This is a genomic window from Pseudomonas sp. DVZ6 (assembly GCF_024259445.1).
In the GTDB taxonomy this organism is placed as follows: Bacteria; Pseudomonadota; Gammaproteobacteria; order Pseudomonadales; family Pseudomonadaceae; genus Aquipseudomonas; species Aquipseudomonas peradeniyensis.
The window spans coordinates 17,360-40,941 of the sequence record NZ_JANCLM010000028.1 but is presented as its reverse complement, the minus strand read 5'-3'; the positions used below and the strand labels follow the sequence as shown (position 1 = coordinate 40,941).

The following is a 23,582-nucleotide window of genomic DNA, read 5'->3' as shown; positions in this document are numbered from 1 at the left end:
TTGCCCCGCGAACACCGGCCAAGCCGGTGCCATCCACCGCAGCGTCTGCATCGCGGGGCAAGCCCGCTCCCACGCCATGTACGTAGTGAGCGCGATATCGCGCAGCTTATCCACGGTGCTCCAGGACATAACCCATGCCTCGAATGGTATGCAGCAGCTTGTTGTCGAACGGCCCGTCGAGCTTGGCGCGCAGGCGCTTGATGGCCACCTCGACGACATTGGCGTCGCTGTCAAAGTTGATGTCCCAGACCAGCTCGGCGATGGCGGTCTTGGACAGGATCTCGCCCTGGCGCCGGGCCAGCACGCTGAGCAGCGAGAACTCCTTGGCGGTCAGGTCCAGGCGCGATCCCGCGCGGGTGGCCTTGCGCGCCATCAGGTCGATCCACAGGTCGGCGACCTGAATCTGCAAGGGCTCGTGGATGGCACTGCGCCGGGTCAGCGCCTGCAGGCGGGCGACCAGTTCGAGGAACGAGAACGGCTTGCCCAGGTAGTCGTCGGCGCCTTCGCGCAGGCCGTGGATACGGTCCTCGACCCGCTCGCGGGCGGTGAGCATGATCACCGGCGTCTGCTTGCGCGCCCGCAGTGCGCGCAACACGCCATAGCCATCCAGGCCCGGCAGCATCACGTCGAGCACGATCACCGCGTAGTCGCCTTCCAGGGCCAGGTGCAGACCGTCGATGCCGTCGCGGGCCAGGTCGACGGTGAAGCCCTGCTCGGTGAGGCCGCGATGCAGGTAGTCGGCGGTTTTCTCTTCGTCTTCGATGATCAGCACACGCATGGTCTTGTCTCAACTGGCGGTCGGCGCGGGGGCGGCAGCGGCCCGGCGGCGGTGGAACAGACGCTCCAGGGCCAAGTATATGACCGGGGTGGTGAACAGCGTCAGGGCCTGGCTCACCAGCAGGCCGCCGACCACGGCGATGCCCAGCGGCTGGCGCAGCTCGGCGCCGGTGCCGAAGCCGAACATCAGCGGCACCGCGCCAAGCAGCGCGGCCAGGGTGGTCATGATGATCGGACGGAAGCGCACCAGGCATGCCTGGCGGATCGCCTGCTCTGGCGTCATGCCCTGGTGACGCTGGGCATCGAGGGCGAAGTCGATGAGCAGGATGCCGTTCTTCTTGACGATGCCGATCAGCAGCACCACGCCGATCAGGCCCATGATGGTGAAGTCCTGGCCCATCAGCCACAGCAGGATCAGCGCGCCCAGGCCCGCCGAGGGCAGGGTGGAGATGATGGTCAGCGGGTGCACGAAGCTCTCGTAGAGCACGCCGAGGATGATGTACACCGCCACCAGCGCGGCGAGGATCAGGTACGGCTGGCTCGACAGCGAGCTCTGGAACGCCTGGGCCGCGCCCTGGAAGTTGCCGGCGATGGAGTCGGGCATGCCCAGCTCGCGCTGGGTGCGTTCAAGGATCTGCACCGCATCGCCCAGGGCCACGCCGGGGGCCAGGTTGAACGACAGGTTGGCCGCCGGGAACAGGCCGTCATGGCTGATCGACAGGGGGCCGGTGCTGGGCGGCGCGACATGGGCCAGGGCCGACAGCGGCACCATTTCGCCGGACAGCGGCGAGCGCAGGTAGAAGTAGTCGAGGCTTTCGGCCTTGCCGCGCTGGCGGGCGTCCAGTTCGAGGATCACCTTGTACTGGTTGGTCTCGGTCTGGAACTCGCTGATCTGTCTCTGGCCGAAGGCGTCGTACAGTGCCTGGTCGACGTCGGTGGTGGTCAGGCCGAAGCGCGCCGCGGCCTGGCGGTCGATGTCGATGCGGGTGACGCTGGCGCCCAGCTGCAGGTCGTTGGACAGGTCGCGAAACGCCGGATTTTCACGCAAGCGCTCGGTCAGGCGCTGGGTCCACAGGTTCAGCGCCACGCCGTCATTGCTCTTGAGCACGTACTGGTACTGGGTGCGCGAGGGGCCGGAGCTGAGGTTGATGTCCTGCCCGGCGCGCAGGTAGAGGACGATGCCGGGGATCTGCATCAGTTTCGGGCGCATGCGGTCGATCCATTCACTGGCCGACACATCGCGTTCGCCACGGGGCTTGAGGGAAATCCAGAAGCGGCCGTTGGCGATGGTCTGGTTGCTGCCGGTGACGCCGACCGAGTGGGAGAAGGCGCGTACCGCAGGGTCGGCCTCGATGATCTTCGCCAGGGCCTGGTGTTTCTCGATCATCGCCGGGTAGGAGACATCCGCCGCCGCTTCGGTGGTGCCGAGGATGAAACCGGTGTCCTGCAACGGGAAGAAGCCCTTGGGGATGGCCACGTAGCCGGCCACCGCCAGCGCCAGGGTCAGGCCGAACACGCCGAGGGTGATGCGCCGATGCACCAGGGCCCGGTCCAGGCCCTTTTCGTACCCGCGCACCAGGCGCTGGCCGAGGCCGCCGTGCTGCTCCTCGGGCGGGCGGCGCATGCACAGCGCGGCCAGGGTCGGCGCCAGGGTCAGCGAGACCACCACCGAAATCAGGATGGTCGCGGTGGCGGTCAGGGCGAACTCCTTGAACAGCCGGCCGACCACGCCGCCCATGAACAGCAGCGGAATGAACGCGGCGATCAGCGAGAAGCTGATCGACACCACGGTGAAGCCGATCTCGCCGGCGCCCTTGAGCGCGGCGGTGCGGCTGTCGTCGCCGGCCTCCAGGTGGCGGTGGATGTTCTCCACCACGACGATGGCGTCATCCACCACGAAGCCCACGGCGATGACGATGGCCACCAGGGTCAGGTTGTTGAGGCTGAAACCGAACACGTACATCAGCGCGCAACTGGCGATCAGCGACACGCCGAGCACGCTGGAGACGATGAAGGTGGCCGACCACTGGCGCAGGAACAGCGCCATCACCCCGATCACCAGGGCCACGGCGATCATCAGGGTCAGCTCCACTTCGTGCAGCGAGGCACGGATGGTCTGGGTGCGGTCCTGCAGCACCGAGACATCGACCGCCGCCGGCAGCATCTCCTGCAGGCGCGGCAGGGCTTCGAGCACCCGGTCCACGGTGTCGACGATGTTGGCCCCGGGCTGGCGGAAGATCACCAGGTTCAGCCCCGGCCGGTCGCCGGACCAGGCCTTCACATAGGCGTTCTCGGCGCCATCGATCACCTTGGCCACGTCGGCCAGGTGCACCGGCGCGCCATTGCGGTAGCTGACGATCAGCCTGGCGTAGTCCTCGGGATGGAACAGCTGGTCGTTGGCGGCAATGGTCGACACGCTGTGTTCGCCGTACAGCGCGCCCTTGGCCAGGTTGAGGCTGGTCTGCTGGATGGCCAGGCGGATATCGGCCAGGGTCAGGCCGATGGCGGCGAGCTTCTCGGGCTGGGCCTGCACGCGGATGGCCGGGCGCAGCTGGCCGGTGATGTTGATCAGGCCGACCCCGTCGATCTGGCTGAGCTGGCGGGCCAGCAGGGTCTCGGCGTAATCGCTGAGCTCATTGCCGGGCATCTGCGTCGAGCTGACGGTGAGGATCAGCACCGGGCTGTCGGCCGGGTTGACCTTGCGCCAGGTGGGCGGGCTGGGCATGTCCTGGGGCAGGCGCGCGGTGGCGGTGTTGATCGCCGCCTGGACTTCCTGGGCGGCGGTGTCGATGTTCTTGTCGAGGGTGAACTGCAGGATCAGGTTGGTCGAGCCCAGGGCGCTGCTGCTGGTCATCTGGGTCATGCCGGGGATGGCGCTGAACTGCACCTCCAGGGGCGTCGCCACCGACGAGGCCATGGTTTCCGGGCTGGCGCCGGGCAATTGGGCGGTGACCTGGATGGTCGGGAAGTCGGCCTCGGGCAGGGGCGCCACCGGCAGGCGCGGGAAGGCGATGGCGCCCAGCAGCACCAGGGCGAAGGTCAGCAGCAGGGTGGCGATGGGGTGGTCGATGCACCAGGCCGAGACGCCGTTGCGGGTGTTCATGGCTGGCTCGCCTCGGCTTTGGCGTTGTCGGTAAGGGCCTCATCGCGGGGCAAGCCCGCTCCCACGTCCTGGTGCTGCCTGGGTGGGAGCGGGCTTGTCCCGCGATTGCCATCCGCCAGGCGCTGCGACTGCTTGCACTGTGACTCGCCACTGAGCTCCACGTGGCTCCCCGGCTTGAGCCGCGACTGTCCATCGAGCACCAGGCAATCGCCGGCCTTGACCCCGGCGATGACGTTCAGCGTGCTGTCCTGGTACACCACCTTGACCGGCACGGCGCTGACCTTGTCGCCGTCCATGCGGTAGACGAAGTGGCCGTCGATGCTGCGTTGCACCACCGGCGGCGGCACCACCAGGGCGTCCTCGTCCACCGCCGTGCGCAGGCGCACGGTGACCAGCTGGCCGGGCCACAGGCGGCCGTCCTGGTTGTCGAACTCGGCCTTGATCCGCACCGTGCCGGTGGTGGTCGAGACCTGGTTGTCGATCAGCATCAGGTGACCCTTGGCGAGCAGGCTGCGTTCACCGTCGGCGTCCATGTACGCTTCGACCTCGGCGGGGGTAGGCGATTTCAGCAAGCCCTGCAGGACCGGGAGCTGCTGCTGGGGCAGGGCGAACTCCACGGCGATCGGGTCGATCTGGGTGACGCTGAACAGGCTCTGGGTGTCGCTGGTACGCACCAGATTGCCGGGGTCGACGTTGCGGATGCCGACGCGGCCAGTGACCGGCGAGCGGATCTGTGTGTAGCTGAGTTGTACCGCGGTGTTGTCGATGGCCGCCTGGTTGCCTTTGATGGTTGCCTGCAACTGGTTCACCAGGGCCTGCTGCTGGTCGAGGGTCTGCTTCGACACGCCGTCGTCGGTGCTCAGCAACTGGTAGCGCTTGAGGTTGACGTTGGCCACCTGCAACTGCGCCTGGGTCTGGCCCAGCTGGGCGCGGGCCTGGTCAAGGTTCGCGCGGATCGCCCGGTCGTCGAGGGTGGCCAGCAGGTCGCCCTGGCTGACCCACTGGCCTTCCTTGACCAGCACCTGGGTCAGCACGCCCTCGACCTGGGGGCGGACCTCGACGCTGTGCAGCGACAGCACCGAGCCGATGGCGTCGAGGTAGCGCGGCACGTCCTGTTGGGCCACCGCGACCACCCGCACGGGGATCGCGCTGGCGGCGCGGTTGGCCGGGGCTTCGTGGCGCAATCCCTGCCAGGTGCCGACGACGGCCAGCAGGACAAGGGCCAGGGCGGCGATAACGAGGGAGCGGGACGGACGTCGCATCGGGGCGGGCACCTTGGCCAAGGGGCTAAGAAAAGGATTCGGCTATTGCAGGGTTATAGCGCGCCGACCGGGTCGGCAGCGTGACGCCTGGCTGTCACGGCTGTCAGTTTCGGCGGCTTGATGGCCAAGTGCCAATACCCTGCCATGGATCAATGTTGCGCCGGCGTTTGCCCCTAGAGTCGTACGCCCTGCCGATTTCACGTACAACAACGAGAGCCTCCGATGAAGTGCAATATGCCTGTTACCGGTCGCGAAGTGGATTACCCCGGCGACGCCAATATCCTGTCCACCACCGACCTGGACAGCCGCATCACCTATGCCAATGACGATTTCCTGCGGGTCAGCGGATTCTCCCGCGAGGAGCTGCTGGGCAACGCCCATCACATCGTCCGCCACCCCGACATGCCGCCCCAGGCATTTGCCCAGATGTGGCAGGCGCTCAAGGCCGGGCGCTCGTGGATGGGGCTGGTGAAGAACCGCTGCAAGAACGGCGACCACTACTGGGTGAGCGCCTTCGTCTCGCCGATCAGCAGCGGCGGGCAGGCGCTGGAGTACCAGTCGGTGCGGACCAAGCCCGGGGCCGAGCAGGTCGCCGCGGCTGAACGGTGTTATGCGCGTCTGCGCGAAGGTCGGCGTGGCTGGCGCGAGCGCTTGCCGGTGCTGGGGCTGGGTTCGCGTCTGTCGCTGGCGGTCGGCGTCGTGCTGGCGTTGGTGCTGGGGGCCGGGCAGTGGTGGCTGGGGGCGCCGCTGCTGGAATCGCTGGTAGAAGTGGCGGCGGCGGCAGGTTTGAGCAGCCTGGCGATCCTGTTACTGCTGCGCCCCTACGAGCGGCTGCGCCAGCAGGCCCAGGCGATCGCCGACAACCCACTGAGCCAGCAGTTGTACACCGGCCGGCGTGATGGCCTGGGGCAGATCGAGTTCGCCATGCGCATGCTCAAGGCGCAACTGGGGGCGGTGGTCGGGCGTATCGGCGATACCTCGTCACGCCTGGCCGGACATTCCGGCTCGCTGGTCGAGGCCTTGCACAGCAGTCATGCCAACAGCCTTGAGCAGCAGAGCGAAGCCGACCAGGTGGCCACCGCGATCCACCAGATGAGCGCCAGCGTCGCCCAGGTGGCCAGCAGCGCGCAGATGGCGGCGATGGCCGCCGACCAGGCCGAGGACGAGACCCAGTCCGGCCACCAGTTGGTCGACCGCAACCGCTGCGCGATCCAGGACCTGGCAGGTTCACTGGTCGAGGCCAGCGAGGTGATCCACCAGCTGGAGAGTCACAGCAGCGAGATCTCCGGGGTGCTCGATGTGATCCGCGGCATTGCCGAGCAGACCAACCTGCTGGCGCTCAACGCCGCCATCGAGGCGGCCCGGGCCGGTGACCAGGGGCGTGGCTTCGCGGTGGTCGCCGACGAGGTGCGCGGTCTGGCCCAGCGCACCGCGCAGTCCACCCACGATATCCAGCGCATGATCGCCGCCCTGCAGGACGGCGCCCGCGCGGCGGTGCAGGTGATGCAGCAGAGCAGCGCCCATGCCGGGCACAGTGTCGAGCAGGCGCAGCTGGCCAGCGACGCGCTGGACAGCATCAGCGTGCGGGTCAACCAGATCAACGAGATGAGCCTGCAGATCGCCGCGGCAGTGGAGCAGCAGAGCCAGGTCAGCGAGAACATCAACCGCAACATCACCAGCATCCGCCAGGCCAGCGAGGCGACGGTCAGCGTCGGGCAGCGCAGTCATAGCAGTGCCAGTGACGTGGCGGACCTGGCCAAGGACCTGCGGCGGCTGGCGGATGAGTTCTGGCGGCGGTGTCAGTGATTGATTGAGTTGTCAGGGCCGGCCCTATCGCGGGGCAAGCCCGCTCCCACAATGTTGGCATCGAAGCATCGAAGCATCGAAGCATCGAAGCATCGAAGCATCGAAGCATCGAAGCATCGGAGGGGGAGGGCGTGGGAGCGGGCTTGCCCCGCGATTGGATCTATCTAGAATCCGATGAACGCATAGTAGACCGGCGCCTCGCCCGTCACCTGCAAGCGATGAGCTTGTAGTTCGGCCGCAAGCGCCTCGTCCTGCACATGCACCCCCCACGGCCCATCGACCGCCTGTGGCGCCTGTTCCAGCACCGCAGCAAACGCCGCCATGTCCGGCAACCACGCAGTAAACCCGTTGCCCTTCAGCGCACTGGTGGTCATCCCCAGCGCCTGGCATATCGCCACCTTGGCGGCGATATCGTCGCGGTCCGCCTGGCGCGAGGCCTCGATCAAGGCGCGCAGTGCCTCATCCACCGGCAGGCTGCCATGAATCAGCTCAGGCCCCTGCTCCCAGGCCTCGGGCGGGCAGTCCTTGTTTTCCGGCCGCAGCGGCAGGTGCGGGTTGATTTCCGCCGGGTAGATGCGGCAGACCAGCGGCCGGCTTTCATAGATGCCGCACAGGTCGTTGTCATCGAGGTTGCGACAACGTCCCGGGTTGAACGCGGCGAAGGTGACCGACACCTGCAGTTGCCCGGCGCCACAGGGCACCGGGAACGAGCGGCGCAGCACATGCTCGCGCTGCTCTGCCGGCATGCCAGGACCATCGGCAATGAACCCTTCGATCAGCACCACCACCTGGCCGCCGGAGGCCGCCCACTGATGGGCCTCGGCAAGCGTCAGGGGCACATGATGGCCCGTGCAGCATTTGCCGCAGCCGGTGCAGGCGAAGCGAATGCTGTCGCTCATCGCTTGCCGGCTTCCCATTCGCTGGTAAAGGCTTGCTGGCGTTGGCGGTCGTAGAGGCACAGCTCGGTGCCGGTGCGGTTCTGCATGTGCTTCTGGGGGTAGGTGCCTTCGATCAGCAGCGCGCTGTAACCGACCTGGTCGTCGAACTCGGCGGGTTTGCCCAGGGCGTGGGCATCCTTGAACTGGCTGGCGGCCAGGCAGGCCTTGAGCATGTGCTGGCGCTGGTCGCTCCAGGCTTGTGGCGTCGAAGCTTGGGCGGAAACGGTTAGTAACGAAAGGCTAAGCAGTATCGAACGTAGCATGGGGCATGACCTCAACAAGAGAGGGAATTATGCCTTTCCATTGGCGCAACGCAAATTGCGAATTTTCCTACGTTTTTAGCGGAAGGCTGAAACTTTATTAGCAAGCATTGCTCGCGCTGGAAAGAGGATGATTCGTGGCTATACCTGTAGGGATTCAAAAGCCAACGGGCAACGGTGAGGTCATGGAATGCGTTTCGAGGGATCATTCGCGCAGCTGAAGGAGCGCCTGGAAATATTGGCGCAGGTTGGAACATGGAAAGAACTTAACCCGAACCAGTTTGAGTTTCGCACCCATAGCGGTGGTGTGATGTCTTGGTACCCGGGCACGGGTGAACTGAGTTTTCAGGGGAAGCCGGAGTCCTCCCTGGAGCTGGAGCAGTTGGTAAGAGGGATACTGTCACAGGACGGTGAGGCCATGCCCGATGCCCGGCCACTCATGGAAAATCTTGCGCACGCTCCTGAATTCATGAATATGTCCTTCCTGGATGATTCCTATGCGGATTCCGAGTTGGTTCTGGGATTCGTCGGGGCACTGGGAACTGACCTGAAAGTGGTTTGCCAAATTGTCGAAGATCGGCTCAAGGCGTTTCGCTATACCTCTAACTCCATTCGTATATCCAATGAGGTTATTTCAAAAATCGGGAACGTTCCGGACACAGAAAACCGCGTTGAGCGTATAGACAGGTACATGCGTGAAGGTAATCGGTTAAGAGAGGTGTCAGGGGATAATTCGATACTGGCGTTGGGTGCTGCTGTCGCCATCAGCCAATTGAGGTACCAGAAAAATCAGGGAGCGCCTGGTAGAAATGCCTATCTGATCAACTCACTGAAAACACCGTTTGAGGTGCAGCGACTGCGGAAGATTTACGCTGGAGGGTTCTTCTTGATCGGCGTGCATGCGGACCATGAGCGCAGAAGTCGCTATCTTCTCAAGGACTTGCAGTTGACTAAGGAGCAGGCGGCGGATCTGATTTCACGGGATGAGAACGAAAAAGAGCCACATGGGCAGCACACCCGAGATACTTACCATTTGTCTGATTTCTTTGTCAGTTATGACGGGAATCTTGATGCCCTCAAGAATCAGGTCTGGCGAATTCTGGATCTGTTGTTCGGAAAGCCCTACGTCACCCCCACTTTCGATGAGTATGCGATGTTCATGGCATTTTCTGCCTCACTGAGGTCCGCTGACCTATCACGGCAGGTCGGTGCTGTACTGACCAAGCACGATTGCATCATCGCAACGGGGGCTAACGATGTACCCAAGGCAGGAGGCGGCCTGTACTGGCCAACCAGGAGTGAAACACATGAAATTGTGGATGAGGAGGATGGAAGGGACTACAAACGAGGCGAGGACTCCAACGCCATGCAAAAAAAGGAGATTGTAGACAACATCATTCGCTCATTACCCGAGCACTGTCGGGATGAAGTGGCGCCGTTGATAAGAAATAGCGGAATAAAAGATATCACTGAATACGGGCGGGTCGTCCATGCGGAAATGGAAGCGCTGCTGTCATCTTCAAGAATGGGGGTAAGTGCAGTTGATAGCACGCTGTATTGCACCACTTACCCTTGTCACAACTGTGCAAAACACATTATTGCCGCAGGTGTCGACCGTGTGGTTTATGTCGAGCCTTACCCCAAGAGTAAGGCTCAGAAATTTCATTCGGATTCGATTTCCCAGGACCGTTCGCACAAAGGGGTATTTTTTGACGCGTTCATCGGCGTGGGCCCAAGAAGCTTCTTTGATCTGTTTTCCATGAGTCTGGGTAGCGGCTACGCTGTCATACGTAAGACCGAGGATGGGCAAACGGTTGACTGGACTGAAGCAGATGCTAGATTGCGCACCCAGATGCTGCCTTGTTCATACATCGATCATGAGGATGAGGCTGGGTATACTTTGTCAATGTACTTGAAGGATGATTCCGATGAACGGAAGTAAAGAGGAATTTCTTCGTTACCTCGATGAATGTCGAGAAAAGGTCGAGCAGTGGCCGACCTGGAAGCGGGGGGCCGTGAAAGCGCCGAACCGAGAGCCAGTCGTTTCCAGGGCGGCCTCGCAGCCCCGCCCTCAGTCGACGAATAGCCGCTGAGGCCTCAAGAGCCATGCACTCGCATGGCTCTTCACGCTCTGGCTTTCAGCGCTCCTCGAATACCACCGCCCGCGCCGCCGTCACCAGGCAGTTGGTCAGCTCCGGCGAGGAGAACTTGGTCAGGATCGCATTGGCCCCCGCCAGCTTGGCCTTGTCGCCGCTCATCGCGCTGTCCAGCGAGGTGTGCAGCAGGATGTACAGGTGCTGGAAGTCGGGGGTTTCGCGCAAGGTGCGGGTGAAGGCGAAGCCATCCATCTCGGACATCTCGATGTCGGAGACAATGATGTTGATCTCCCTGTCGGTGCCTTGCAGTTCCAACAGCACGTTGATCGCATCCTTGGCGCTGCGCGCGGTATGGCACTCGATGCCGAGGTTGCGCAGGGTGTGCACCGACTGCTGCAGCGCGACCTGGCTGTCGTCCACCACCAGGATATTGGCGGCGGCCAGCAGGCTGGCGTCTTCCTCGCTGACTTCGCCCGGGTGCGGCTCGTGGGGCGGCGGGGCGATGCCATGGATGACCTTCTCGATGTCCAGCACCTGCACCAGGGCGTTGTCGACCCGGGTCACGCCGGTGATGAACGAGCGGTTGCCCGAGCCGTAGGGCGGCGGCTTGATGTCGGTGCTCAGGCAATGGACGATGCGGCTCACCGCCTGTACGTGCAGGCCCTGGCGCGAGCGGCTGATCTCGGTGACGATCAGGCAGCCGCCGTCGGGGTCGGCCAGGGGCATTTCGCCGATGGCCCGGGACAGGTCGATCACCGACAGCGAGTTGCCGCGCAGGGTGGCGACGCCTTTGACGTGCGGGTGGGCCTCCGGCAGCTTGGTCAGCGGCGGGCAGGGGATGATCTCGCTGACCTTGAGCAGGTTGATTGCCATCAGCTTGCCGCTGCGCAGGGTGAACAGCAGCAGGGACAACGAGTCCGCGCGGGCTTTTTGCGTGGCCATGGGCAACCTTCGGTTCGAAATGGGGGGAGGATGCCGGGTTATCGGCTTTTTGGCGTCAGGCTTTAGCTTAGTTTGCTATTTGCAGTCCATCGCGGGGCTGTAACTGTAGGAGCGGCCTTGTGCCGCGAAAGGGCCGCGAAGCGGCCCCGGCAGTTTCAGCGTTTCATCGATATGAGGGGCTGCTGCGCAGCCCTTTCGCGGCACAAGGCCGCTCCTGCAGGGGCTGCACATGGCCTGAAGCTAGCGCAGTCCCAGTCGCTTGGCCAACCGGCTCAGGTTGGCCCGGTCCAGCCCCAGTTCCCGCGCGGCGGCGGCCCAGTTGTCCCCGTGGCGATTCAGGCACGCTTCGACGATCTGCCGCTGATAATCATCCACCGCCTCGCGCAGCCCACCCTCGGGCAATGGCGCGTCGGCCGACGGCACCTCGGTTTCCACCTGCGGGGGCGGCGCCACGTTGCGCAGGTCGAGGTCGGCCGCCTCCAGGGTGAGGATCTTCGGCCGCTGTCCGTGTTGCCCCAGCGCCTTGAGCGCCGAACGGCCGATCAGATGCTCCAGTTCGCGCACATTGCCCGGCCAGCCGTAGGCCAGCAGTGCGGCCTGGGCGTCTGCGGACAACCGCAGGCTGCCCAGCCCCAGGCGCGAGCGGTTCTGTTCGAGGAAGTAGCCGGCCAGCAGTAGCACGTCGCGACCCCGGTCCCGCAGCGGTGGCACGTGCAACGGGTAGACGCTCAGGCGGTGGTAGAAGTCGGCGCGGAAGTGGCCGCTGCGCACTTCCTCGGCCAGGTCGCGGTTGGTCGCGGCGATCAGGCGCACATCCACGCGGTGCTCGCGATCCGAGCCCAGCCGCTGCAGCTGCCCGCTCTGCAGCACCCGCAGCAGCTTGGCCTGCACCGCCAGGGGCAGCTCGCCGACCTCATCGAGGAACAGCGTGCCGCCGTTGGCCAGCTCGAACTTGCCCCGGCGTTCGCCGTGGGCGCCGGTGAAGGCGCCGCGCACATGGCCGAACAGTTCGCTTTCCACCAGGGTGTCGGGCAGGGCGGCGCAGTTGAGGCTGACCAGCGGTTTGTCGGCACGCTGGCTGGCGTGGTGCAGGGCCTGGGCCACCAGCTCCTTGCCGACGCCGGTCTCGCCGGTGATCAGCACGGTCAGGTCGCTGCCGCCGACCAGGCGGATCTCCTCGACCAGACGTTTGTGCGCCTTGCTCTGGCCGATCAGTTCCCGGTCCTGGCCGCTGGCCTGGCGGTACACCTCGGCGCGCTGGTGTTCGTCCTCGGCACGCAGGGCCAGGTGCTCGATGCGCTCGGCCACGGTCACCGTGGCGGCGGCCAGGCTGGCGAAGGCCTGCAGGGCATCGAGCTCCAGGCTCTGGAACTGTCCGGGGGTGAGGGCGTCGAGGGTCAGCAGGCCCCACGGGCGCTCGTCGACCATCAACGGGCAGCCCATGCAGTCGTGGACTTCGAGGTCGACATGCTCGGCATTGACCAGACCGTCATAAGGGTCGGGCAACGGGCTGTCGCTGGCGAAGCGGGTCGGCTCCGGGCGCCCGAGGAGAGTCTGAAAGCGCGGGTGTTCGCTGACCTTGAAGCGCCGCCCCAGGGTGTCTGGCGACAGGCCGTCCACCGCCAGCGGCACCAGCCATTCGCCGTCCAGGCGCAACAGCGCTGCAGCATCGCAGGGCAGCAGGCCACGCATGGCACCGAGCAGGCGGCGGTAGCGCTCCTGATCGGGCAGGTCGCAGGAGAGGTCGCTGACCAGGGGGAGGAGGGCGGTGAGCAGGGGCTTTGCAGTCATATGGACTCCTGTTGGTCGTAATGACTATACGCCTGGGTGTGTCTTTATGACACTGATGTGCTCAAAAGCCTGATTTTATTGGTGTTTAAAGTTGGCACGATTGCTGAAAAGCCTTACGCAACCATTCGAAGCCAAAGGCTCAGGAGTTGTCGCAATGCTCAATGCCGAACAACGTGCAATCATCAAGGCCACTGTCCCCCTGCTGGAAAGCGGTGGCGAGGCCCTGACCACCCACTTCTACAAACTGATGCTCAGCGAGTACCCCGAGGTGCGTCCGCTGTTCAACCAGGCCCACCAGGCCAGCGGCGACCAGCCGCGCGCCCTGGCCAACGGCGTGCTGATGTACGCCCGCCACATCGACCGGCTCGAGCAGCTGGGCGACCTGGTCGGGCAGATCATCAACAAACATGTGGCCCTGCAGATCCTCCCCGAACACTATCCGATCGTCGGCAGCTGCCTGCTGCGCGCCATCGAGGAAGTGCTGGGCAAGGACATTGCCACCCCTGAAGTGATCGCCGCCTGGGCCGCCGCCTATGGCCAACTGGCCGACATCCTCATCGGCGCGGAAGAGCACCTCTATAAAGAGAAGGAGCAAGCCGCTGGCGGCTGGCGTGGTACCCGCGAGTTTCGCCTGGTGCGCCGCGAGCAGGAAAGCAGCGAGATCGTCTCGTTCTACTTCGCACCTGTCGATGGCCAGCCGGTGCTCAAGGCCGAGCCGGGCCAGTACATTGGCCTGCAACTGTTCATCGATGGCCAGGAACAGCGTCGCAACTACTCGCTGTCGGCCCTGTGCGACGGCGAGCAGTACCGCATCAGCGTCAAGCATGAGGCGGGTGGCAAGGTCTCCAACTACCTGCATGACGGGTTGATGGTCGGCGATACCCTGCAACTGTTCCCGCCGTCCGGTGACTTCACCCTGGCCGCCAGTGACAAGCCGCTGGTGCTGATCAGTGGCGGCGTGGGTATCACCCCGACCCTGGCGATGCTCGAGGCGGCGCTCAAGACCGAGCGTCCGGTGCACTTCATCCATTGCGCGCGCAATGGCGCGGTGCATGCGTTCCGCGACTGGGTCGACGGCCTGGCGGCGCGTCACCCGCAGCTCAAGCGCTTCTATTGCTACGCCGAGGACGATGGCAGTCGTGCTGCCGACGCGGTGGGCCTGCTGGATCAAGACCTGCTGGCGGAGTGGATGCCGCGTGAGCGCGATGTCGATGCCTACTTCCTCGGGCCGAAGGGCTTCATGGCCGCGATCAAGCGCCAGCTCAAGGGCTTGGGCGTGCCGGAAGGGCAGAGCCGTTACGAGTTCTTCGGGCCGGCGGCGGCGTTGGAGTAGCAATCGCCGGGGGCTGCTGCGCAGCCCGTTCGCGGCACAAGGCCGCTCCTACAGGAGTGCGCGATCCCTGTAGGAGCGGCCTTGTGCCGCGAACGGGGCGCAAAGCGCCCCCGGGGATGCTCACCATCCCAATTGCTCGCAAGCCAGCTCCCGTACCGGATGCTCCCAACCGTGGGTAATCGAGAACGAAGCGGACCATTGCATTCTCCGTGCGGGGGCTGGCTTGCCAGCCATTGGGCCTACCACCCCTTCTCTATATAGAAAGTGATGAACGCCTCTACACCCGCGTTCATCTTTAATCCTCCTTTAATCACTGTATCCTTCACTCCCGGGTGTTGAGGGGCCTGCCCCTGTCCGGCGCTCGGGCTGGCGTATTTTTCATGTGCGCCAGTGAACCGAAATCGACCCGCTCGGTCCTAGTGTCCTGTCTCGGAAATAAGCTGTTCACTTTTGGCGGCGTCTTGGGCGCCCGGCCGGCGTTGCCACTCCTCGCCATAGCCCTGCTATGACTCGTCGCGGCGCCTTGGCCGAACACCCAAGCCACTCGCCAAAAGAGAACGTATTTCCGAGACAGGACACTAGGTCATCAATGGATAGCCGCGCACGCCCCTCCTCGATGCATTCAAAGGTCATCTCCAGCGTGTAGACTGGGCGCCCCTCGGGCAGCCCGCGCTGCCACTCTCCATCGAAGGAATCGGCAATGAACGAACTCTCATCGCGCCTGAATCGGGAACGGCGCTTTCTGGTGCTCCTCGGCGTGATCTGCCTGGCGCTGATCGGCGGCGCCCTGTACATGCAGGTGGTGCTGGGCGAGGCGCCTTGCCCGCTGTGCATCCTGCAGCGCTATGCCCTGCTGTTCATCGCGCTCTTCGCCTTCATCGCCGCGGCCATGCCCGGGCGTCGCAGCCTGACCTTCTTCGAGGCGCTGGTGGTGCTCAGCGCCATCGGCGGGATCATTGCGGCGGGTAACCATGTGTATATACTCGCCAACCCGATGGTCAGCTGCGGCATCGACACCCTGCAGCCCATCGTCGACGACCTGCCGCTGGCCAAGCTCTGGCCGCTGGCCTTCCAGGTCGACGGTTTCTGCTCCACCCCGTACCCGCCGATCCTCGGCCTGTCGCTGGCGCAATGGGCGCTGGTGGCCTTCGTCCTGACGGCGGTGCTGGTGCCCCTGGGGATCTACCGAAACCGACGTCGCGCTTAGACCAAAGTCCCGAATTGACCTGGGTCTATTGCGCGGCGAGATAAGCCGCAGTGCGCACCGCACGATTGATCCAGGTCAGCCACCAGCCCTTGCGCGGCAAGGCTTTCAGGGCTACTGGAAGGGGTGCGACAAACTGTCGCGAAGTTGATTTTTTGACCAGCATTGTTACGCATTCTGTAAAAGACTGTTGCTCAATAAGTCATAGTCATCGTTGAACGACCTATCTACAATCGCCCCCAATTTCCGTTCGGCACTGCTTGCAAGTCGCAGGATTGATGGAAGCCGCAGCGCTTTCCATTTGCTGACTTCGTCAAGTTTCGCCCAACGGCGATACCGGGCGGACCCCCCTCCGCGTTTTCCGCACCAAATGGACTTGGTCTGAAGTACAGGCCTGTTGCCTACGAAACCATAAGCACCGCACACCCGCTTGACGCCAAGATCCTGCAGTCGGATCCCTGGCAGGGGCGAGTACGGGCGCCAATTGCCGCACTTGGCAGGACGAAGTGTTGGCTACCAAAACACAAATTGCATTGAAGCAAGCTGATCTAGAGGTCGTGAGATGAGTAAAAAGCGTTACCCCAGACTGTTTGGCATATTGCCCTTTTTAGGCATGCTTTTACTCAGTGGGTGCAACTGGACCCTGCTCGACCCGAAGGGCCAGGTCGGCATTGAGCAGAAGAACCTGATCCTGATCGCCACCGGCCTGATGCTGCTGGTGGTCGTGCCCGTGATCATCATGACCCTGGCGTTCGCCTGGAAGTACCGTGCTTCCAACAAGGCCGCCACCTACACCCCCGACTGGTCGCACTCGACCAAGATCGAGGCCGCGGTGTGGATCATCCCGATCCTGATCATCATCGCCCTGGGTTACTTCACCTACCACTCCACCCACAAGCTGGACCCGTACCGTCCACTGGATTCCGATGTGAAGCCGGTGCAGATCGACGTGGTCGCGCTGGACTGGAAGTGGCTGTTCATCTACCCGGAGCAGGGCATCGCCACGGTCAACAAGATCGTCTTCCCGGCCAACACCCCGGTCAACTTCCGTGTCACCTCCGACGCCGTGATGAACTCCTTCTTCATCCCGGGTCTGGGCGGCCAGATCTACGCCATGGCCGGCATGACCACCAAACTGCACCTGATCGCCAACGAAAACGGTGTGTTTGACGGTATCTCCGCCAACTACAGCGGCGCCGGCTTCACCGGTATGAAATTCAAGGCTGTTGCCACCTCGCAAGCTGACTTCGATGCATGGGTCGCTGAAGTGAAGGCATCGCCGAAGAAACTGGACCAGGCCGAATATGACGCCTTGGCCAAAGCTAGCGAAAACAACCCAGTCGCGCTGTACAGCGAGGCTCCGGCTGACCAGTTCCAGCGCATCGTCGACAAGTACGAAGGCATGAACCGCGGTCGTCCGAACCACGAAGAAGCAGGCAGCAAAGACCTGGCCACTACCAAGGGTGTGGAATCGAGTATGCAACCAGCTGCCGGTGCAGAGGAGTAAGAGATGTTCGGTAAATTAACTCTGGAGGCGATACCGTATCACGAGCCGATAGTCATGGTGACGCTTGCCATGATCGCGCTCGGTGGTATCGCTGTCGTTGGTGCCATCACCTATTTCCGCAAGTGGACCTACTTGTGGACCGAGTGGTTGACCACGGTCGACCACAAGAAAATCGGCGTGATGTACATCATCGTCGCTATGGTCATGCTGCTGCGCGGCTTCGCCGACGCCATCATGATGCGTACCCAGCTTGCCGCCGCCACCGGTGGCTCCGAAGGCTACCTGCCGCCTGAACACTATGACCAGATCTTCACCGCCCACGGTGTGATCATGATCATCTTCATGGCGATGCCGTTCTTCACCGGCCTGATGAACCTCGCGGTTCCGCTGCAGATCGGTGCACGTGACGTTGCCTTCCCGTTCCTGAACTCCCTGAGCTTCTACCTGCTGCTGGCAGGCGTGCTGCTGGTCAACATCTCGCTGGGCGTTGGTGAATTCGCCAAGACCGGCTGGGTTGCCTATCCGCCGCTCGCGGGTATCCAGTACAGCCCTGGGGTGGGTGTCGACTACTACATCTGGGCGCTACAGCTATCCGGATTGGGTACGACGCTTACCGGCGTGAACTTCCTCGTCACCGTGATGAAGATGCGCGCCCCTGGCATGAAGCTGATGGACATGCCGATCTTCACCTGGACCTGCACCTGGGCCAACGTGCTGATCGTCGCTTCCTTCCCGATCCTGACCGCCGCGCTCGCCCTGCTGACCGTTGACCGTTATCTGGACTTCCATATCTTCACCAACGAGCTTGGTGGGAACCCGATGATGTACGTCAACCTGTTCTGGGCATGGGGTCACCCTGAGGTCTACATCCTGATCCTGCCGGCCTTCGGCGTGTTCTCGGAAGTCACCTCGACCTTCGCAGGCAAGCGCCTGTTCGGTCACCACTCGATGATCTACGCCTCGGGCGCGATCGCCATCCTCGGCTTCGCGGTCTGGCTGCACCACTTCTTCACCATGGGTGCCGGCGCCAGCGTCAACACCTTCTTCGGCCTGGCGACGATGCTGATCTCCATTCCGACCGGTGTGAAGCTGTTCAACTGGCTGTTCACCATCTACCAGGGCCGTCTGCGCTTCACCGCGCCGATCATGTGGACCCTGGGCTTCATGGTCACCTTCTCCATCGGTGGCATGACCGGCGTCCTGCTGGCTGTTCCAGGTGCCGACTTCGTTCTGCACAACAGCCTGTTCGTGATCGCCCACTTCCACAACGTGATCATCGGTGGCGCGGTATTCGGCTACATCGCCGGCTTCGCCTTCTGGTTCCCGAAAGCCTTCGGTTTCACCCTGAACGAGAAGTGGGGCAAGGCTGCCTTCTGGTTCTGGATCTCCGGCTTCTACGTCGCGTTCATGCCGCTGTACGCCCTGGGCTTCATGGGCATGACCCGTCGTCTGAACCACTCCGACAACCCGCTGTGGGAACCCTACCTGTGGGTTGCCGTGGTCGGTGCGGTGCTGATCCTGTTCGGTATCGCCTGCCAGCTGATCCAGATCTACGTCTCGGTTCGCGACCGCAAGGACAACATGGACGTCACCGGCGACCCATGGGGCGGCCGTACCCTGGAATGGTCGACTTCGTCGCCACCTCCGTTCTACAACTTCGCTCACATGCCACAGCATGTTGGCCTGGACGCCTGGCACGAAGCCAAGGAAGCCGGCGCTGCGTACAAGGCACCTGCCAAGTACGAAGCGATCCACATGCCGAGCAACACCTCCACCGGTCTGTTCATGGGTCTGCTGCTGACCGTGTTCGGCTTCGCCTTCATCTGGCACATCTGGTGGCTGGTGGGCGCGAGCCTGGTGGCAACCATCGCTGTCTTCGTTCGCCACGCCGCGCGTGACGACCAGGGCTACATGGTTCCGGCCGAAGAAGTGGCGCGCATCGAAGGCGAGCGCATGAAAGCGCTGGCCAAAGCAGGTGCTCTGCCTGCCGGCGCACGTGTCGAATCGTTTGAACGGGTGTAATCAATGTCCAGTCAAGTAATCCACGGTGGCGCGCATGGTCATGACCATGCGCACGACGACCACCACCACGACTCGGGCCAGATGACCGTACTCGGTTTCTGGCTCTACCTGATGACCGACTGCATCCTGTTTGCGTCGCTCTTCGCCACCTACGCGGTGCTGTCCGGCGGTTTCGCCGGCGGCCCGTCGGGTCACGACATCTTCCAGCTCGACTTCGTGCTGGTTGAAACCGCGTTCCTGCTGCTGTCCTCGATCACCTTCGGCTTCGCCATGCTGAAGATGTTCGCCGGCAACAAGGCAGGCGTGCTGGGCTGGTTGGCCGTGACCTTCCTGTTCGGTGCCGGCTTCATCGCGATGGAAATCTATGAGTTCCATCACCTGATCGCCGAGGGCTACGGCCCGCAGCGCAGTGGCTTCCTGTCGGCGTTCTTCGCGCTGGTCGGTACCCACGGCCTGCACGTGACTGCCGGTCTGATCTGGATGGCAATCATGATGTACCAGATCAACAAGCACGGCATCACGCCGACCGCCAAGACCCGCATGAGCTGCCTGAGCCTGTTCTGGCACTTCCTGGACGTGGTCTGGATCTGCGTATTCACCGTCGTCTACCTGCTGGGGGTTCTGTAATGGCTAACGCACACGACACTCACCACGAAGGTAATCACGGCAGCGTGAAGTCGTACATGATCGGTTTCGTACTGTCGATCATCCTGACCGCGATCCCGTTCGGCCTGGTGATGTACCCGAGCCTGCCGAAGAACCTGACCGTCCTGATCGTGGTGGCCATGGCCATCATCCAGGTTGTCGTGCACCTCGTGTACTTCCTGCACATGGACCGCTCGAAAGAGCAGCGTTCCAACGTGTCGACGTTCCTGTTCACCGTCCTGGTAATTGCACTGCTGGTCGGCCTGTCGCTGTGGATCATGTTCAGCATCCACTTCGAAATGTTGGCCAAGTGAGGTAAGACTGCATGTCCGTGAAGCACTTTATCCAAATCACCAAACCGGGGATCATTTTCGGTAACGTGCTTTCCGTGGCAGGCGGTTTCTTCCTTGCCGCTAAGGGGCATGTGGATTTCGCCCTGTTCCTGGCGGTGGTGATCGGTACTTCCCTGGTGGTCGCGTCCGGATGCGTGTTCAACAACTGCATCGACCGTGACATCGACCACAAGATGGAACGTACCAAGAACCGCGTCATGGTCCAGGGCGGCATGTCGCTGCCCCTGGCGCTGATCTACGCCACCCTGCTCGGGGTGGCGGGTTTCAGCCTGCTGTATGTGCAAGCCAACCCGCTGGCGGCGTTCTGCGCCCTGGTCGGCTTCGTCGTCTACGTCGGTTTCTACAGCCTGTGGCTCAAGCGCAAATCGGTGCACGGCACCCTGGTTGGCAGCCTGTCCGGTGCCATGCCTCCGGTGATCGGCTACTGCGCCGTGAGCAACAGCTTCGACCTGGCTGCGGTGACCCTGCTGGTGATGTTCAGCCTGTGGCAGATGCCGCACAGCTTCGCCATCGCCATCTTCCGCTTCAAGGACTACAGCGCCGCCAACATTCCGGTCCTGCCGGTGGCACGCGGTATCCTCGCGGCGAAGAAGCAGATCGTGCTGTACGTACTGGCCTTCGTGCTCGCCACCCTGATGCTGACCCTCGGCGGCTATGCCGGCCTGGGTTACCTCGCCGTGGCGGCCGCCATGGGCCTGTACTGGCTGTACATGGCCTGGGGCGGCTACAAGGCCGAGGACGACAGCAAGTGGGCCCGCAAGGTGTTCGGCTTCTCCATCCTCACCGTCACCGCCCTGAGCGTGATGATGGGCGTGGACAGCCAGACCGCGGCCGATGTGCTGATGACCTACGCGCGCTGATACAGCAGCCTGTTACACCAGGAACCCCGGCCATGTGCCGGGGTTTTTTTGTGCTTCTGAATGATGCCTAAGCCCGTTAGTTTGAATTTTAGGTAGAGCTGGCTATCAAGCTTGTCTCGACAAGATTTCTGATATTTTCGGCATCTAAAGCTACTAATCCAAGTGCCATGTCATTTATGTTGTTCTTTAGTTTTAATGCGCTGTAAGGGTTTCTCCCTCCTGCGGCATTAGCAATAAAAACTGCTGTGCTGTTCATGTGTTGAGAACGGTCTGTGAGGACGTGTGAAAAATCATACTGACTTATCCAGAATTCTATATGTTTCGTGGCTGATGTTTTGCTCAAGTCAATTTCATTGAATGTTGATATCCATGGATTGTCATGCTCTACTCTCGGCTTCACGATCACAACCGGCCTTTGCTGAGAGGTGCTCCGAGCTACAGTGGTCGATGGCTCAAGTGCTTTTATTCTGCTTGGGGCACTGGTGGGGCGTGGATTTTTTATAGTCGAGCGTTGCACGTAGTTGAGTGACGATTGACTGTTTGTTCTCCGCCTGCTTGCGCTGGTGTGACCATTTGGATCATGTCGACTTACTGGATCTCCAGAGCAATATATGTAGGCATTGATGCCCCCTTGAAGGAACGGACTTAGATTGTCGGGGGAGTGGAAACGCATCAGCAATGTGTTGTACATGCGGTAACCATTGCCCAGCAAGTAACCGTCCAGCCAGCACTCTCTGAAATGGCCGTTGAACCGCTGTTGTATTGAAACGGCTATATCCCCGGGCGTCATGCCGTAGGGTGAATAAGTAATGGTGGGGGTGTTGTCCCGTGGGTGTATCTCAACCACGCTGCCACCGTGTTCAGTCGCCAATAGATGGACAATGCTGGAGTGCGGGTTGCTGCTGAGGTGGCCCTGCTCAGCCTTCTTCTCATGCGTTCCCATTATGCATCCCATGGTCTGTCGGGTGAGGGTGCATCAAGCGTAGGCTGGCTGCTGGAACAGCGCAGCTGGCAAAAATGACAGGTCGGCGTCCGCAAGCTTTTATGCCTGTTTGTCCTGTGCCGGCCTCCTCGCGGGTAAACCCGCTCCCACAGGGTTAGCGCGATCCCTGTGGGAGCGGGTTTACCCGCGAAGAGGCCGGCCCTGAAAACATAAATCTTTGATTTTCAAAAAATACATCTGAAAATGTTAAGCAAAACAGGAAATTATCCTTTACAGAAATATTGTTTCGGCACTATCTTCTGAATCAGGCCGCCGCAGCGGCCAACGTCGCTCGGACGGTTCCGGGCGCTTACGTCTGCAGAGGAACACATGGCCAACCCAGGTTCGCCGCGCCGCTTCGCGCGCATCGATCGTCTCCCCCCGTACGTCTTCAACATCACCGCCGAGCTCAAGATGGCCGCCCGCCGCCGTGGCGAGGACATCATCGACCTGAGCATGGGCAACCCCGATGGCGCCACCCCGCCGCATATCGTCGAGAAGCTGGTGCAGGTCGCCCAGCGCGAGGACACCCACGGCTATTCCACCTCCCGCGGCATCCCACGCCTGCGCCGGGCGATCTCCAACTGGTACAAGGATCGCTACGAGGTCGACATCGATCCGGAAAGCGAGGCCATCGTCACCATCGGTTCGAAGGAGGGTCTGGCGCACCTGATGCTGGCCACCCTCGACCAGGGAGACACGGTGCTGGTGCCCAACCCCAGCTACCCGATCCATATCTACGGTGCGGTGATCGCCGGTGCCCAGGTGCGCTCCGTGCCGCTGGTGCCAGGGGTGGACTTCTTCAACGAGCTGGAGCGGGCGATCCGCGAGTCGATCCCCAAGCCGAAGATGATGATCCTCGGCTTCCCGTCCAACCCCACCGCCCAGTGCGTCGAGCTGGACTTCTTCGAGCGCGTTGTGGCCCTGGCCAAGCAGTACGACGTGCTGGTGGTGCACGACCTGGCCTATGCCGACATCGTCTACGACGGCTGGAAGGCGCCGTCGATCATGCAGGTGCCGGGCGCCAAGGACATCGCGGTGGAGTTCTTCACCTTGTCCAAGAGCTACAACATGGCCGGCTGGCGGATCGGCTTCATGGTCGGTAACCCCGAGCTGGTCAGCGCCCTGGCGCGGATCAAGAGCTACCACGACTACGGCACCTTCACCCCGCTGCAGGTGGCCGCCATCGCTGCCCTGGAAGGCGACCAGCAGTGTGTGCGAGACATCGCCGAGCAATATCGCCAGCGCCGCAACCTGCTGGTCAAGGGCCTGCACGAGCTGGGCTGGATGGTCGAGAACCCCAAGGCCTCGATGTATGTCTGGGCCAAGATTCCCGAGGCCTATGCGCACCTGGGCTCGCTGGAGTTTGCCAAGAAGCTGCTGGCCGAGGCCAAGGTCTGCGTGTCGCCGGGGATCGGCTTCGGTGACTACGGCGACGATCATGTGCGCTTTGCCCTGATCGAGAACCAGGACCGGATTCGCCAGGCCATTCGCGGCATTCGCCAGATGTTCCGGGCCGATGGGCTGACCAGCAAGTAAGCCGCCAGGGCGCTATCGCGGGTGTAGGAGCGGCCTTGTGCGGCGAAAGGGCCGCGAAGCGGCCCCGGGATGTATGCAGCATTGCCAAGAACCCGGGGCTGCTTTGCAGCCCTTTCGCGGCACGAGGCCGCTCCTACACAGACCTGCGCATATCGCTTACCT

17 protein-coding genes and 1 pseudogene are annotated in these 23,582 nt (G+C 62.7%); 10 read left to right on the top strand and 8 right to left on the bottom strand.

Features of this window, described 5'->3' with window-relative positions:
• Positions 1-106: 106 nt before the first annotated feature.
• From NMG10_RS16765 to NMG10_RS16755, 3 genes and pseudogenes are all read right to left on the bottom strand, one after another.
• Entirely contained in the window at positions 107-778 is a 672-nt protein-coding gene (locus tag NMG10_RS16765; RefSeq protein ID WP_028689812.1) for a heavy metal response regulator transcription factor, read from the bottom strand.
• Positions 779-787: 9 nt separating this feature from the next.
• Entirely contained in the window at positions 788-3,880 is a 3,093-nt protein-coding gene (locus NMG10_RS16760; protein WP_254464749.1) for a multidrug efflux RND transporter permease subunit, read from the bottom strand.
• 140 nt (positions 3,881-4,020) lie between these two features.
• Positions 4,021-5,142, bottom strand: a pseudogene (locus tag NMG10_RS16755) (efflux RND transporter periplasmic adaptor subunit); the annotation flags it as partial.
• Between the two features lie 222 nt (positions 5,143-5,364).
• On the opposite strand from NMG10_RS16755, the gene NMG10_RS16750 reads away from it, so the two are divergent.
• Entirely contained in the window at positions 5,365-6,948 is a 1,584-nt protein-coding gene (locus tag NMG10_RS16750; protein WP_234560466.1) for a PAS domain-containing methyl-accepting chemotaxis protein, read from the top strand.
• Positions 6,949-7,112: 164 nt separating this feature from the next.
• Here the strand turns inward: NMG10_RS16750 and NMG10_RS16745 are convergent, their stop codons facing one another.
• Together NMG10_RS16745 and NMG10_RS16740 are read right to left on the bottom strand one after the other, a co-directional pair.
• Positions 7,113-7,847 carry a YkgJ family cysteine cluster protein gene (locus NMG10_RS16745; RefSeq protein WP_232854699.1) on the bottom strand — a complete coding sequence of 245 codons (735 nt, stop codon included), beginning with the start codon at positions 7,845-7,847 and terminating at the stop codon, positions 7,113-7,115.
• A complete protein-coding gene (locus NMG10_RS16740; protein WP_050703793.1) occupies positions 7,844-8,149 on the bottom strand; it encodes a hypothetical protein in 306 nt (101 codons plus the stop codon). Before NMG10_RS16740 ends, NMG10_RS16745 begins: the two co-directional genes overlap by 4 nt.
• A 187-nt stretch (positions 8,150-8,336) precedes the next feature.
• Here NMG10_RS16740 and NMG10_RS16735 point away from each other — a divergent pair, with 187 nt between their 5' ends.
• Positions 8,337-10,088 (top strand): anti-phage dCTP deaminase, encoded by a 1,752-nt coding sequence (locus NMG10_RS16735; RefSeq protein WP_254464748.1) that lies wholly within the window; start codon positions 8,337-8,339, stop codon positions 10,086-10,088.
• 196 nt (positions 10,089-10,284) lie between these two features.
• On the opposite strand, the gene NMG10_RS16730 is transcribed toward NMG10_RS16735, so the two are convergent.
• Both NMG10_RS16730 and norR read right to left on the bottom strand, forming a co-directional pair.
• Positions 10,285-11,184 (bottom strand): chemotaxis protein, encoded by a 900-nt coding sequence (locus NMG10_RS16730; RefSeq protein ID WP_203647948.1) that lies wholly within the window; start codon positions 11,182-11,184, stop codon positions 10,285-10,287.
• Between the two features lie 240 nt (positions 11,185-11,424).
• Positions 11,425-12,975: a nitric oxide reductase transcriptional regulator NorR gene (gene norR, locus NMG10_RS16725; RefSeq protein WP_254464747.1), complete on the bottom strand. Its 1,551-nt coding sequence runs from the start codon at positions 12,973-12,975 to the stop codon at positions 11,425-11,427.
• 154 nt (positions 12,976-13,129) lie between these two features.
• Between norR and hmpA the strand changes: the two genes are divergently transcribed.
• From hmpA to cyoE, 7 genes are all read left to right on the top strand, one after another.
• Positions 13,130-14,308, top strand: coding sequence for an NO-inducible flavohemoprotein (hmpA, locus tag NMG10_RS16720; protein WP_254464746.1), 1,179 nt, complete (start codon positions 13,130-13,132; stop codon positions 14,306-14,308).
• Positions 14,309-15,008: 700 nt separating this feature from the next.
• A complete protein-coding gene (locus tag NMG10_RS16715; protein ID WP_203647945.1) occupies positions 15,009-15,515 on the top strand; it encodes a disulfide bond formation protein B in 507 nt (168 codons plus the stop codon).
• A gap of 559 nt (positions 15,516-16,074) precedes the next feature.
• Positions 16,075-17,019, top strand: coding sequence for a ubiquinol oxidase subunit II (gene cyoA / locus NMG10_RS16710; RefSeq protein ID WP_028689802.1), 945 nt, complete (start codon positions 16,075-16,077; stop codon positions 17,017-17,019).
• Positions 17,020-17,022: 3 nt separating this feature from the next.
• Positions 17,023-19,041, top strand: a complete 2,019-nt coding sequence (cyoB, locus tag NMG10_RS16705) for a cytochrome o ubiquinol oxidase subunit I (RefSeq protein ID WP_232854695.1) — start codon at positions 17,023-17,025, stop codon at positions 19,039-19,041.
• Between the two features lie 3 nt (positions 19,042-19,044).
• A complete protein-coding gene (locus NMG10_RS16700) occupies positions 19,045-19,668 on the top strand; it encodes a cytochrome o ubiquinol oxidase subunit III (protein ID WP_023629875.1) in 624 nt (207 codons plus the stop codon).
• A complete protein-coding gene (cyoD, locus tag NMG10_RS16695; RefSeq protein ID WP_110736808.1) occupies positions 19,668-20,000 on the top strand; it encodes a cytochrome o ubiquinol oxidase subunit IV in 333 nt (110 codons plus the stop codon). Before NMG10_RS16700 ends, cyoD begins: the two co-directional genes overlap by 1 nt.
• Before the next feature lie 11 nt (positions 20,001-20,011).
• The gene (gene cyoE / locus NMG10_RS16690; protein ID WP_028689798.1) at positions 20,012-20,899 is read left to right on the top strand and encodes a heme o synthase; all 888 of its coding nucleotides are present in this window, start codon (positions 20,012-20,014) and stop codon (positions 20,897-20,899) included.
• An 88-nt stretch (positions 20,900-20,987) separates the two neighbouring features.
• Here cyoE and NMG10_RS16685 read toward each other — a convergent pair whose 3' ends face one another.
• Positions 20,988-21,842 carry an RHS repeat-associated core domain-containing protein gene (locus NMG10_RS16685; RefSeq protein WP_254464745.1) on the bottom strand — a complete coding sequence of 285 codons (855 nt, stop codon included), beginning with the start codon at positions 21,840-21,842 and terminating at the stop codon, positions 20,988-20,990.
• 369 nt (positions 21,843-22,211) lie between these two features.
• Between NMG10_RS16685 and alaC the strand changes: the two genes are divergently transcribed.
• Positions 22,212-23,420 (top strand): alanine transaminase, encoded by a 1,209-nt coding sequence (alaC, locus tag NMG10_RS16680; RefSeq protein WP_203647943.1) that lies wholly within the window; start codon positions 22,212-22,214, stop codon positions 23,418-23,420.
• Positions 23,421-23,582 lie beyond the last annotated feature (162 nt).

Coding starts and splice junctions, on each gene's coding strand:
- NMG10_RS16765 (WP_028689812.1), bottom strand. CDS start 778: ATGCGTGTGCTGATCATCGAAGACGAAGAGAAAACCGCCGACTACCTG.
- NMG10_RS16760 (WP_254464749.1), bottom strand. CDS start 3,880: ATGAACACCCGCAACGGCGTCTCGGCCTGGTGCATCGACCACCCCATC.
- NMG10_RS16750 (WP_234560466.1), top strand. CDS start 5,365: ATGAAGTGCAATATGCCTGTTACCGGTCGCGAAGTGGATTACCCCGGC.
- NMG10_RS16745 (WP_232854699.1), bottom strand. CDS start 7,847: ATGAGCGACAGCATTCGCTTCGCCTGCACCGGCTGCGGCAAATGCTGC.
- NMG10_RS16740 (WP_050703793.1), bottom strand. CDS start 8,149: ATGCTACGTTCGATACTGCTTAGCCTTTCGTTACTAACCGTTTCCGCC.
- NMG10_RS16735 (WP_254464748.1), top strand. CDS start 8,337: ATGCGTTTCGAGGGATCATTCGCGCAGCTGAAGGAGCGCCTGGAAATA.
- NMG10_RS16730 (WP_203647948.1), bottom strand. CDS start 11,184: ATGGCCACGCAAAAAGCCCGCGCGGACTCGTTGTCCCTGCTGCTGTTC.
- norR (WP_254464747.1), bottom strand. CDS start 12,975: ATGACTGCAAAGCCCCTGCTCACCGCCCTCCTCCCCCTGGTCAGCGAC.
- hmpA (WP_254464746.1), top strand. CDS start 13,130: ATGCTCAATGCCGAACAACGTGCAATCATCAAGGCCACTGTCCCCCTG.
- NMG10_RS16715 (WP_203647945.1), top strand. CDS start 15,009: ATGAACGAACTCTCATCGCGCCTGAATCGGGAACGGCGCTTTCTGGTG.
- cyoA (WP_028689802.1), top strand. CDS start 16,075: ATGAGTAAAAAGCGTTACCCCAGACTGTTTGGCATATTGCCCTTTTTA.
- cyoB (WP_232854695.1), top strand. CDS start 17,023: ATGTTCGGTAAATTAACTCTGGAGGCGATACCGTATCACGAGCCGATA.
- NMG10_RS16700 (WP_023629875.1), top strand. CDS start 19,045: ATGTCCAGTCAAGTAATCCACGGTGGCGCGCATGGTCATGACCATGCG.
- cyoD (WP_110736808.1), top strand. CDS start 19,668: ATGGCTAACGCACACGACACTCACCACGAAGGTAATCACGGCAGCGTG.
- cyoE (WP_028689798.1), top strand. CDS start 20,012: ATGTCCGTGAAGCACTTTATCCAAATCACCAAACCGGGGATCATTTTC.
- NMG10_RS16685 (WP_254464745.1), bottom strand. CDS start 21,842: ATGGGAACGCATGAGAAGAAGGCTGAGCAGGGCCACCTCAGCAGCAAC.
- alaC (WP_203647943.1), top strand. CDS start 22,212: ATGGCCAACCCAGGTTCGCCGCGCCGCTTCGCGCGCATCGATCGTCTC.